Source organism: Tumebacillus amylolyticus, assembly GCF_016722965.1.
Taxonomy (GTDB): domain Bacteria; phylum Bacillota; class Bacilli; order Tumebacillales; family Tumebacillaceae; genus Tumebacillus; species Tumebacillus amylolyticus.
Map to the genome: position 1 here is coordinate 65784 of NZ_JAEQNB010000009.1, position 12690 is coordinate 78473.

At 56.1% G+C, this 12690-nt stretch carries 8 protein-coding genes and 1 riboswitch; of the genes, 5 read left to right on the forward strand and 3 right to left on the reverse strand.

Going from position 1 to position 12690, the window contains the following annotated elements:
* Positions 1 to 4 precede the first annotated feature (4 nt).
* On the reverse strand, positions 5 to 2833 hold the full coding sequence (locus JJB07_RS21765; RefSeq protein WP_201638222.1) for an S-layer homology domain-containing protein: 2829 nt from the start codon (positions 2831 to 2833) through the stop codon (positions 5 to 7).
* A 293-nt stretch (positions 2834 to 3126) separates the two neighbouring features.
* On the opposite strand from JJB07_RS21765, the gene JJB07_RS21770 reads away from it, so the two are divergent.
* From JJB07_RS21770 to JJB07_RS21790, 5 genes are all read left to right on the forward strand, one after another.
* Positions 3127 to 4119 (forward strand): AAA family ATPase, encoded by a 993-nt coding sequence (locus tag JJB07_RS21770; protein ID WP_201638223.1) that lies wholly within the window; start codon positions 3127 to 3129, stop codon positions 4117 to 4119.
* Between the two features lie 2 nt (positions 4120 to 4121).
* Positions 4122 to 5348, forward strand: a complete 1227-nt coding sequence (locus JJB07_RS24455; RefSeq protein ID WP_201638224.1) for a DUF58 domain-containing protein — start codon at positions 4122 to 4124, stop codon at positions 5346 to 5348.
* Positions 5332 to 7578 (forward strand): transglutaminase TgpA family protein, encoded by a 2247-nt coding sequence (locus tag JJB07_RS21780; RefSeq protein WP_201638225.1) that lies wholly within the window; start codon positions 5332 to 5334, stop codon positions 7576 to 7578. The genes JJB07_RS24455 and JJB07_RS21780 overlap by 17 nt, the downstream gene beginning before the upstream one ends.
* A gap of 61 nt (positions 7579 to 7639) precedes the next feature.
* A riboswitch (purine riboswitch) is annotated at positions 7640 to 7739 on the forward strand.
* A 111-nt stretch (positions 7740 to 7850) separates the two neighbouring features.
* Positions 7851 to 9386: a glutamine-hydrolyzing GMP synthase gene (gene guaA, locus JJB07_RS21785; RefSeq protein WP_201638226.1), complete on the forward strand. Its 1536-nt coding sequence runs from the start codon at positions 7851 to 7853 to the stop codon at positions 9384 to 9386.
* Positions 9387 to 9436: 50 nt separating this feature from the next.
* Positions 9437 to 10828: an NCS2 family permease gene (locus JJB07_RS21790; protein WP_201638260.1), complete on the forward strand. Its 1392-nt coding sequence runs from the start codon at positions 9437 to 9439 to the stop codon at positions 10826 to 10828.
* Between the two features lie 208 nt (positions 10829 to 11036).
* Here the strand turns inward: JJB07_RS21790 and JJB07_RS21795 are convergent, their stop codons facing one another.
* Together JJB07_RS21795 and JJB07_RS21800 are read right to left on the reverse strand one after the other, a co-directional pair.
* On the reverse strand, positions 11037 to 11438 hold the full coding sequence (locus JJB07_RS21795) for a hypothetical protein (protein ID WP_201638227.1): 402 nt from the start codon (positions 11436 to 11438) through the stop codon (positions 11037 to 11039).
* Between the two features lie 128 nt (positions 11439 to 11566).
* Positions 11567 to 12610, reverse strand: coding sequence for a hypothetical protein (locus tag JJB07_RS21800; RefSeq protein ID WP_201638228.1), 1044 nt, complete (start codon positions 12608 to 12610; stop codon positions 11567 to 11569).
* Positions 12611 to 12690 lie beyond the last annotated feature (80 nt).

The window sequence follows — 12690 nt, forward strand, 5'->3', positions numbered from 1 at the left end:
TTTTTTAGTTGATGGGGCCGAGCGTTACATCGTGCTGGACGACACCGTCTGGGTCGAGAGTCACCGTGCTCGTCGAGGTCGAGCCCGTTACGTTGTTTGTGATCTGCAACGTATAGGTGCCGCTCGGCAAACCGCCGATTTGGTAGCTTGCGTCGAGACGTGTCCAGCCGTTGTAGACGACAAGACCGTTCTGGTCGAGGAGTTGGATCTGATAGGCGGACGTGAAGAAGCCCGCGCTCTCGTGGATCGTACCTTGCAATTCCAAGTTGGGGACATGAATGTCCAAGGAGGCGGCAGGAGTTACGACTCCGTCTTGCACTTGAATCTCAACGGATTGCGGGTCGCCGTAGAGCCCGTTTGGGGTCCCTACATCCAACGTGTAGGCACCGTCCGGTACAAAGAGCTTGTACGTGCCTCCGGAGAGCGCTAAATACCTCGCGCGAATGTCTCCCGATTGGGTTCGGAGAAAAACGACCGCGCTTTCCAGCGGAGTTCCGTTCACATCGAGAATCGAACCGGTCAAGTTCGGCACTTGCATGCTCAACGTCGGAATCGAGACCGGAGTCCCGGTATAGGTGAAGTCTGTAGCAGGCGGCGCGACGTAGGGACGGGTCGACGGGTCATCATAGGCATCGACTTCGATCGTGTACGTTTGGGACTGTGTCAGATACGCAAATCGGTAGTAGCCGTTCGAATCGGTCTGCGTTTGAAACGCTTGATCGGAAGAGAAGAGCGAAATGGAATGACCTCGGACCGGCGAACCGTCCGGCATCGTCAATCGTCCGACTACTTGAGGGGCTGCGTAGCTGAGTTTCGGCAAAGGATCACCCGTATGGTAGAAGAAGTCGACTTCATGCGGAGGTATTTCTGTGGATTCCGTATCGATGTCGAGATAGAGCACATACATGCCCCCGTCGACCAATCCGCTGACCGCATAGTCGCCGTTGGCATCGGTGAATGAGATTTCACGAGGGTAGTCTTGGGCCACCAGGTGATAGAGGATGACTTTTTTTCCTGCACCAACAGGCGAACCGTCGGAGAGCGTGATGTGCCCGATCAATTGGGGAGCTGCCCCTTGGAAGGTCTTGCCCGTATGCGCTCCGTTGAGCAGCACTTCATAGGAAGCGTTCTGCTGCGGGTCTGTCTGAATCAAGATCTTGTTCGGCTCCGGCAAAGCGCCTTCTCCGGTGAATTCGAAGTTCCATTTCAACCCGCCGGTGAATTCGAGACCCTCGCTCCAGTCTTTCGCCGGCTTTTTGTTGAATGTGATCTCTACCGTGGTCGTGTTGAGGGCGCGGACGCTTTCGACCACAAGGTCTGAAGTCGGAACCGGGGTCGGCGTGGGCGTGGGCGTGGGAGTCGGGATATACCCGCCGCCACCGCCGCCTCCGATGATGATTGGCGTGGGAGGAGTCTGCGGCGCGGTGGAGCCGTCCGCTTTTTTCTCAAGGACGCTTTGGATTGGATTTTTCTGTGCGTTGTAGTTCGGGATCACGTCGGTGATTTGAGTTCCCGTCGGCAAGATCAGCGTGTCGATTTTGGTGTTCGTGCCAAGGATGAGTTTGGTTGCTTTGTCGCCGACTTCCAGCGCTTGCACGGGAGCGTCGAGTTGGAGTTTCGTAACGCCGGATTCGACGGTCACTTTTGGGAGTGAGACGGTGCTGTCAGACGAGATTGTGGCATTGGCGGAGACGACGAGTTCGGAGAGCGTCGTGGTTCCATTGGATTCGACGTGGACGCCGTCCTTGGCGATCTGCACTTGCTTCAATTCGGAATCGGCAAAAACGACGGTGTTCGCATCGCCACCGGCGACTTTCGTTTTTCCCGCCACGTGCAGGTTGTGCGCGTAGAAGTCATTTTGCAAGGCGGGGTTGAGGCTCAGGTCGCCCGTGACATGGAGGTTTTGCACGCTGATGTAGTCGGCGCTCAGGAGGAGGGCGCCGGAGATCGTGCTGTCGTGTCCGTCGAGCACGAGGTTTCCGCTGAATTCCGACTTGCCGGACGGGGCAGGTTGGCCGGCGGCGACCAGTTCCAGCGAAGTTACGTTCGTCAGGGTATCGCCCGCAACTTGGGCTTGCAAGTTCGCGCCTTGGAGCACGTTCTGGTTGGACACGGCGAACAGTCCTTGCAGAGACTCGGCGACTTTGTACGTCTTGCCCCCGAGGACGACCGTGCCGTCTGCGAGGCTGTCCACTTTGGCGGAGAGGTCCTTTTTTTGCAACGAGTTGGCGAGGGTGACCGACATCACGGCGACTTCTTGGCGCGAGGCGTGGTCTTGCGGGTTGAAGTTCGTGCCGTCGCCGTGCAGAAGCGAAGTTTCCAACGCGGTTTGCACGAAGCCTTTCGCCCACGGCGAGATGCTGTCGCGGTCGGCGACCGTCAAGTTGTCTCCGGCAGAGACTTTTCCACCAGATGCTTTCACGAGCAGGACGGCCATCTCTTCGCGTGTGATTTCGTCGTTAGGACGGAAGGTTCCGTCTCCATCGCCCGACATCAGCCCGGCATGTACGGCTGCTTCAATAAATGTATGGCTCCAGTCGCCCAAGGCTACATCTTGGAACGAGGAGGTATTGGTTGCCGGAGTCGGCAAGTTCAGCGTGCGGACCAAAACGGCCGCCGCTTCTTGGCGGGTAATCGTCGCCAGCGGACGAAAGTTTCCGTCGCCGTCCCCGCTCATCACGCCGAGCGTCAGAGCTTGTTGGATCGCGTCTTGCGCCCAGGAACCCGCCTGTGTCAAGTCGCGATAGGTCGTGGTCGAAGCAGATGCCGCCAGCGGAGTGATCGTCATCGTCAAAGCCAGCGTCGTCGCCAGCCATTTATGTTTGGGTCTCATGCCTTTTTATCCCCTTATTAATAAAAGTTATAACGTCGAATTAGTATAACATGGGAGCTGCGGAAGGAAAATACAAAACTTTCCGACGTGTCGAATAATCTTTTTAGCTATGGCTAATCTTTCGCGAATTTTCGTGTAACTTTTGAGGCCATACTAGTATCCAATACTTGTGCAACGACACAGCGCTTTGAAATCTGATACGCTGGTTGGAAAGGAATTGCCTCCACGGTTGCAGAAGTAAAACAGGATGATATTGGAAGTTTTTACGAAATCCGAAATTGGAGGATGTTCGAATGATGCAATATAGCGAAAAAGAACTGGTCAACCGTGAATTTGATAACCCGCACGAAGTGCTGAACACTGTCGTGAGCAATGTGGAACAAGTCATCGTAGGCAAGTCCCGCGCCGTACAACTTTGTCTGGTCGCGCTGCTCTGCGACGGACACGTTTTGCTCGAAGACGTACCCGGCGTGGGCAAGACGATGCTCGTCCGCTCGCTTGCGAAATCGCTTGGTTGCTCGTTCAAGCGCATCCAGTTCACCCCGGACCTGCTGCCGTCCGACGTGACGGGGATCTCGATCTACAACCAAAAAACGTCCGACTTCGAGTTCCGCCCGGGCCCGATCTTGGCAAATGTCGTGCTCGCCGACGAAATCAACCGCACGTCGCCGAAAACGCAATCTGCGCTGCTCGAAGCGATGGAGGAATCCAACGTCACCGTCGACGGCGTCACGTACAAACTGCCGTCTCCGTTCCTCGTCATGGCCACCCAGAACCCGATTGAGTACGAAGGCACGTTCCCGTTGCCGGAAGCTCAACTCGACCGCTTCCTGCTCAAATTGAATCTCGGCTACCCGTCGCAACAGGATGAGATCGACATGCTCTCTCGTCAGCAGATGGCGCACCCGATCGACTCGATTCAGCAGGTGACCGATCTGGAAACTCTGCAAGAGATGCAGCGCAAAGCCCGCGAAGTTCACGTGGACGAATCTCTGCGCTCCTACATCGTCAACATCACAACCGAAACCCGCAAGCACCAAGCAGTCTACCTCGGCGCTTCTCCGCGCGGTTCGCTTGCTTTGTTCAAAGCTTCACAAGCGCTGGCATTCGTGCTCGGCCGCAACTACGTCGTGCCGGACGATATCAAACAACTGGTGCCGGTGACGCTGGGACACCGCATCATTTTGAAATCGGAAGCCCGCCTCGGCGGTCAGTCTGTCGAGCAAGTGCTGTCCGATATCTTGAAGGGCATCCCGGTGCCGGTGACCCGTGAGAAGGTGAGATAAGCGTGTGGAAGACGACCGGACGTTACGTACTCTGGCTGACTTTGCTGGTTGTGACCTTCGCCTACGGGAAGTTCCAAGGCGGATTCGCTTCGTGGTTCCTGTTCTATACCGTATTGCTGCTGTCGTTCTACGAATTCGGAACCTCAAGGTTCGCCTTGCGCCAATCGAATTCGACGCGAAAACTTTCGTCGCATAAGCTCTCGGCCGGTCAAACGCTCGAGGTGGACATCATGGTCACACTCGTGGGCCGTTGGCCGCTGCCGTGGCTTGTGATCGAGGATTCGTTGCCGACGCGTCTGCTTTTGCAAAGCGGCACCAACCGCGAACTGCATTTCCCCGGCTTCAATAAGAAACTGCGCTTGACCTACTCCCTCCCGAACATGCCGCGCGGGAAGTACCAATTGGGCGACACGTACATGACGACGGGGGATTTGTTCGGACTTTTCAAAAAGGAAGTGGTCCATCGCCGCTTCGACGATGTCACCGTCTACCCGAAGGTCGTCCCGATCAAGCATTGGCACACCGTCAACAAATTCAACGCCGGTTCCTCGTATGCGCAAAATCGCATGTCGGAGGATTCCAGCAACGTCATCGGCGTACGCGACTACGCGCCGGGCGACCGTCTCTCGCGCATCCATTGGCGGGCTTCTGCAAGAACGGGGGAGTTGAAGACCAAGGAATTTGAACTGCACGTCACCAACGACCTGATGTTTTTCCTCAACCGTTCGGAACAGGCGTACAGGGGCGCGTCCAACCAACTTTTTGAAACGGCGGTCACGACGTGCGCGTCGCTCGCCAAGTACGCGATCGGGAAAAAATACTCCGTCGGCCTCGTTTCCTACGGCCGTGAACGGATGACGATTCCGCAGAGTCGCAACTTGGAGCAGTACATGCGGATCATCGAGCATCTCGCCATCGTTCAGCCGGACGGGGCGGACGATTTTCAAGACACCCTGTTGCGCGAAGTGAACTACTTGAGCCGAGGGAGCACCGCCGTGTTGCTCACTCCTGTGATTGACGACAAACTCGTGCAACTGATCGGCTTCCTCGAACACCGCAAGATCAAAGCGGAAGTGTTCTACTTCGTCGGCGGTCGCCAACTGGACGAAGCCGATCATGCGCGCATCGGGAAAATGAACACGTTCGGCGTGGTCACCCACCTGATTCGCGACGAGAATGAATTGGAAGACGTGTTAAGGGGGCCGATGGGCTATGCTGCGAACCGCTAGATGGGTCACGGGCAGCGCCGCTCGCGAACTGGTGTTGTTTGCACTGATCTGGTTCTGGATGCTTCAGCTCTTGATTCCGTTTGGTGAAGCGACCCAGATGCCGAGTGTCGCCCCGTTCGGCTTGTTTTTGGGACTTCTGTTTGTGTTTGATTTGCTGTTCAGTCACGGAATGTTGCGCTTCATCGGGAAGTTGATCGCGCTCGTCGTGTTCGTGAAGACGATGTATTACCCGTATGTCGCGTTCTACGATCCGGGTTGGGTCGAAGCGTGGCTGTTCGATTTGTACTATGCGATCAGCGGGGCCGTCTCCGTCGCGCTCCCGATGCTGTCGGAAGCGGCGCGAACGACCGGATTTTTCGTGGCGTTGATTTTGTTGCAAGCCGTGTTTCGCCAATGCCTGCGCTATCGAATCTGGATGTTTGTGTTTCTGATGCTCGGATCGGTCGGTTTGGGCGTGCTCGATACGTTTTTTGTAGACGATGCAAAGTGGCACATCGTGCTGTTCTTGCTGATCGGGCTGGTGATTCTCGCGTTCATGCAACTGCCGCTGATCGAGCGCATTGCGCGGATGCCGCTTACGATCAAGGGCTGGCCGGTCGAATGGCTGGTCTGGACGCTGGTGCTCTCGCTGATCGTCGTCGGCACCGCTTCTGCAACACCGAAACAGGAAAAACCGTCTTGGCCGGACCCGGTTGCCTATCTACAAGGGAAGTCGGGCGACGGCACGGTTCATCAAAAGATCGGCTACGGCTCCGACGACCGTCAACTGGGCGGCCCGTTTGAGATGGACGATTCGGTGGTGTTTGAAGTGACGACCGCGTCGGAAGGCTACTTTCGTGGGGAAGCGAAGACGGTCTACACCGGCAAAGGCTGGTTGTCCGCCTCGATGGGCATCCCGGTCGGTGTGAAGCAGAATTTGAAGCCGTACCAAAATTACGAAGCGGGCAACATGGACGAATTGAACCTCACCGTGATCAACGGCATGGGGATTCAGGACGGGACCGTCGCGCAGGACACGACGCTTGAAACCAAAGAAGTCAAGCAGACGTTCACGTTCGAGCAAGACATGGTGCCGGTCGTGTTCAACCAATACCGCATGACGGGAATCTCCGACATTCAAAACCAGTCGGATCAAACCCGCTACAGCGGCGTCGATTCCCGCTTCGACCTCACGACGCTGAAAAAAGGCGACACCTACTCGGTCATCTCCCAAGTTCCGTACTTCGACGAGAAGCAGCTAAAAGGCGCGAACGTCCCGACGATCACACGCGGGATGGAACCGTACGTCTCGTTGCCGAACACCCTGCCCCAGCGGGTAAAGGACTTGGCGAAAGACATCACCAAGGACGCGAAGACGCCGTATGAACGTGCGCAGGCCCTGGAATCCTACCTGCGTTCGAACTACATCTACGACACGAAAACCGTCCCGGTGCCCAAGGACAACCAAGATTTCGTCGACCAGTTCCTGTTCGATTCCAAGCGCGGGTACTGCGACCACTTCTCGTCTTCGATGGTCGTCATGGCCAGATCGCTTGGCATGCCGGCACGCTGGGTCAAGGGCTTCACGATGGGCGACCCCGACTTGTCCTGGAAAAGCGACGTCGAAGGCGAGTACAAATACGTCGTGAAAAACAAAAACGCCCACTCCTGGCCGGAGATCTACTTTGAAAAAATCGGCTGGGTCGCGTTCGAACCGACGGCGACGTTCAACATGCAGCGCAACTTCAAGCAAGACCAAGAAACGCTCGCGGCTATCCCAACTCCGACCACCCCGGAAGTGAAGCGCGACAAAAATGAAACCCAAGATCAGACCACCAAGACCTCCACGACCCTTGACATCAACTGGCAAGCGGTTGGGATGTACTCCGGATATGCGCTCTTGGCCGCTCTGGTCGTTGCGTTGTTCAACCGCCGCCGTCTGCTGACCGCCTACTACTTGCGCCGTGCCTACAAAGGCGAGGGAGACGTGGTCATCAACGCCGTCGCCCGCCTGTTCTTCGTCTTGGAAAAACTCGGCTGGCGTCGCCGGAGCGACATGACCCTTCGCGAATACGCCCTGCATCTGTCGGGCAGCCGCGAGATCGGCGGTCGTGAAATGGTGCCGTTGGCGAAATTGTTTGAGCGCGTCCGCTACGGGCAAGGAAATGTCGGGGACAAAGATCGTCACCAACTCCGTGACCTGTGGACACGTTTGGTCCGCAAAGCAGGACGCAACAAACGCCGAAAATAATCAGATAACGAACGATGGTACAAAAAAGATTGACGAATGTTCGTCTTTTGAAGTAGAATGATGTCGAACACGTAATAAGTCTCGTATATTGCTGGGGATATGGCCCAGTAGTTTCTACCGGCTCCCGTAAAGTGCCGACTACGAGGTTCGACATCGTGCATGCAGATTGGACACGTGCACCTGTTCTCCTCGTATACCCTTTTGGAGGTACTCCATACTAAGGGTGATCGAGGAAGAACAGGTGCTTTTTTAGTAGAAGGAGATGACTTTCCATGGAGAACCGTGAGATCGTTGTAGTACTAGACTTTGGCGGACAATACAACCAATTGATTACGCGACGCATTCGCGAACTGAACGTCTACTCGGAGCTGTTGCCGTTCTCGACAACGGCGGAAGAGTTGAAAAAGTACAACCTCAAGGGCATCGTCTTCTCCGGCGGCCCGAACAGCGTCTACGGCGAAGGGGCGCCGAAGGTTGACCCGGCCGTTTTTGAACTGGGCGTGCCGATCCTCGGCATCTGCTACGGCATGCAGTTGATGGCGCATCACTTTGACGCGAAAGTCGAGCGTGCCGCCGTTCGTGAATACGGCAAGTCGATGATCAACGTGACGTCCGACAGCAACCTGTTCACCGAACAACCGACGTCCCAGCAAGTGTGGATGAGCCACTCGGACAAAGTCGTCTCCGTCCCGAACGGTTTCCGCGTCGATGCGACGACCGAAACCTGCCCGGTCGCTTCGATGAGTGACGCCGCTCGCAAGCTCTACGCGGTGCAATACCATCTCGAAGTCAACCATTCCGAATTCGGCAACGACCAACTGCGTCGTTTCCTCTACGACATTTGCGAATGTTCCGGCGAGTGGACGTCCGCATCGTTCGTGGAAATGGCGATTGAAAAAATTCGCGAGCAAGTCGGCGATAAAAAAGTCCTCTGCGCGCTCTCCGGCGGCGTGGACTCGTCCGTTGCGGCGGTTCTGGTTCACCGTGCCATCGGCAACAACCTGACGTGCATGTTCGTCGACCACGGCCTGCTTCGCAAGGATGAAGCGGAGCAAGTCATGGAGATGTTCGCAGGCGAATTTAAAATGAACGTCGTGAAAATCGACGCACGCGATCGCTTCCTGAGCCGTCTCGAAGGCGTCACCGATCCGGAAACCAAGCGCAAGATCATCGGCGAAGAGTTCATCCGCGTGTTCGAAGAGGAGTCCAAAGACCTCGGACACTTCGACTTCCTCGCACAAGGCACGCTCTACACCGACATCATCGAATCGGGCACGGCGACGGCGGCGACGATCAAGTCCCACCACAACGTCGGCGGTTTGCCGGAAGACATGCAGTTTAAACTGGTGGAGCCGCTGAACGAACTGTTCAAAGACGAAGTGCGCGCAGCCGGTTCGGAGCTTGGCATCAAGGACGAAATCGTTTGGCGTCAACCGTTCCCGGGTCCGGGTCTTGCGATCCGCATCATTGGGGATGTGACGGAGGAGAAGCTCGAAATTCTGCGCGATGCAGACTGGGTTGTGCGTGACGAAATCAAGCGTTCGGGTCTGGACCGTGAGATTTGGCAATACTTCGCCGTGCTGCCGGATATCAAATCGGTCGGCGTCATGGGGGACGAGCGGACCTACGCGTACACGATCGGCATCCGCGCCGTGACGTCGCGCGACGGGATGACGGCCGATTGGGCTCGAATTCCGTACGATGTGCTCGAACGACTCTCGACCCGATTGGTCAACGAAGTCGGCAACGTCAACCGCGTCGTGCTCGACATCACTTCGAAGCCGCCGGCGACGATTGAGTGGGAATAGAGTAGAACAACTACCTAGAGACAGTCACCTGAGGGGGAGACATCCACATGTTGGATCGTTATTTTAAATTGCGTGAACACGGTACCAACCCGCGCACGGAGATTATCGCCGGGATTACCACGTTCGTTACGATGGCATACATTCTGTTCTTGAACCCGACGATTCTCGCGGGGACAGGCATGAGTCAAAATGCGGTGTTCTTCGCCACCGCACTCGGCGCAGGTCTCGTCACACTGATGATGGGTCTGTTCGTCAACTTCCCGGTTGGTTTGGCGCCGGGGATGGGCTTGAACGCGTACTTTGCGGTCGTCGCTGCTGCCAACGGTGGCTCGATGACTTGGCAAATCGCGCTGGGGGCTGTATTCGTTTCGGGGATTATCTTCATCTTGCTGACGATTTCCGGCTTCCGTCAGATGCTCGTCAAAGCGTTGCCTGATTCTCTGAAGTATGCGATTACGGTAGGGATTGGACTTTTCATTACGTTTATCGGTTTGAAACTTGGTGAAATCTCCGGTGTTACGTTCACCGGCGGCCCGTCTGCAGGCGCGATTGCCAAGGGTACGGGTGCGGTGAACTTGCTGTTCTTTGAATGGAACATCGGCATTGCAAACTTCGTGGAAAACAAAACGGCGGCGCTGACGATCATCGGCCTGCTGATTGCGGGTGTGTTGACGACTCTGCGCGTGCGCGGCGGTCTGTTGATTGCGATCATCCTCACGACGCTGATCGGGATTCCGATGGGTGTTACGCCGGTGGAGAACTGGTCCAAGACTTCGTTCTTGCCGAACTTCTCCGATCTGGCGGTCGGCAAACTGGACTTCTCGATGCTTGGCAGCGGGTTGTTCTGGGAAGTTGTCATCGTCATGGTCTTCGTCGAACTGTTCGACTCCTTCGGCACGCTCGTCGGGACGGCGCAACGTGCAGGTCTCATGGATCGTCCGGATGGAGAAAAGCGTCTGTCTCGTGCGATGTTCGTTGACGGCGCGGGCGTTTCGATCGGTGCGTTGCTCGGTGTAACTCCGATGACGGCGTACATCGAGTCGGCGGCGGGGATCGAATCGGGCGGTCGTACCGGCCTGACCGCTGTGACCACGGGGATTCTGTTCTTGCTGGCGATTGTGGTACTGGCTCCGTTCGCGGCGATTATCCCGGATGCGGCGACCGCTCCGGCGCTGATCATCGTCGGGGTTCTGATGATGGGTTCGGTTCGTCACATCGAGTGGGACGATTTCGGCATCGCGATGCCGGCGTTCCTGACCATCGCGATCATGCCGTTCACGTACTCCATCGCAAACGGCATCGCAGTCGGTTCCGTCGCCTTCGTCATCTTGAACGGCGTCCGCAACCTCGTTTCCAAGGACAAAAAAGTCCACGTCCACTGGCTGATGTGGGTCATCGCGATCCTCGCAGTCGCACGGTTCATCTTCTTGGCAGGGAAATAGCAAAAAAAGCGGCGTGCCCACTCGGGGGCACGCCGCTTTTTTTATGAGCCGGCTGAAACACTGGTTTGCACGGGGGTATAGTACATATACGTCGCCACACCGATTACGGCCAAGAACGCCATGATGACCAAGAAACGTTTCATCTCTTTCTCTCCTCTAGCTCCTGATATTTCTCTCTATAAGTTTAGACGTTCACGAACCAAAAATGTCACACCGGAGCGCCGCCATCTTCTGCCTCTGTTTCCAGTGCGGACAGGCGGTCTTGCAAACTCGGCAGACGCTCCAACAACTCAACTCTCACGTCGTCCGGCACTTCAAATCGGTTCACTTCCCGATGCAAAATCACCAATCCCAAGTTGCTCAATTCCTCCAAAAATGCGTCAATCTGACAGCGCTCCTGCAACGCCAACCTCGTCAAAATCTGCCGCTCCGTCGAGGACAACGACGCGACCATCGCGTCCCAGTTCTGCGGGTTGCTCCAATACGCCAGCACCGACTCTCGATACTCATCTTCCGTATAGAAGTGCGGCACGTCCGGCTGGTACAAGGTGTCATACAGATCTGCCAAGTGATACAGCGTCAACGTATGCAAATAGTCCGCGAGCATCAACTGCCGTCGCCCTCCTCGTTGTCGATTTCTATAAGGTATGGAGAACCCCGTGCCAACAGAACGAGGTAGGAGAAAAAGAAAAAGCGAAAGGACCCTGGGGGCCTTCCGCTTTTTTTTTGAAAATGAGATTAGTCGGCCGTCTGCCATTCGGAGACGTCCATAACGCGCTGTGAGATGATGAATTTGTTAAAGTCGGCGACGTTGCCCTGTCCGACTCCGATGTTGTGATGCTCCTTGGCCGAATGCACTTGATCCACTTGATCTTGCACGAGGAAGTTCGCACGCGGGCCTTTGACCAGCCGTTCTTGGTTCATGATCGCGGAGTTGCGGTCGCTCATGACGCCCGTTTTTTGATTGGGCTTGGCGAAGTCGCTGACGTATTTCCAATAGGAGTCCCAGTCCACCACGAACTCCATGACGACTTCGTTGCTCGCGTCGGTGGAGTTGGCGTTTTGGAACTCTTGGGTGTGGGAGAGGGACGTGGTGAAGTATTTTTTGTACGAGTCGCTGGTGTTGAAGGTCATGGCTTTGGGCAGGCCGTTTTGCTTGATGCTTTGCGCTTCGCTGGCATGCATCTTGCGGTAGAGTTTGAGCGTCGGCTTGTTGTTGTTGACGGCGGGCGACTTCTCGGGATCGATCTGATCAACCGGCTCCGGCGGTGCATACGTGCCGGCTTCTGCTTCGTCAACGTCAGGTTCCAGATATTCGAGCTGGCTCCACAGATCTTCAAGAGCTTGACGGTACTCTTTCACTTGCTCGGGGGAGAGCGTATCGGTAGGGGTCAGGACTTTGGGGACGTAATTGCTCTGGATGGTGATGCTGGCCACTTTCGCTTGACTGAACACGGAAGGAACCTTGGCCGACTTTGCCATCATGGCTTGCGAGATTCGCACCAACAGCGCCCAATAATCGAGCAAAATCTTGGCGGGCTTGGTGCCGATCCGTGAAGTCTGCGCAAACTGATGATAGCTCGTCACGCGCTGAATCGGCTGGGCGTTCTGGCTCCCGTACGACTTCATCATCTGCGAAACCGCTTGGTTGCCGTACATTTGTTGCATCTGCAAGAGCTGAGACGTGAGCGTGCGGGGATGGGCTTGCTGAACCGGGGACGTTGCTTGCTTCTCGGAACCGGGCGCAGAAGTGCGCGAAGAGACCGAAGCGCGCTGGACCATGAGGAACACTCCTTCAAAAAACGTAGCTGATACTCTCCAGCATACAGCAAATAGTCGCACAAAAAAACGCCCTCCCGCGC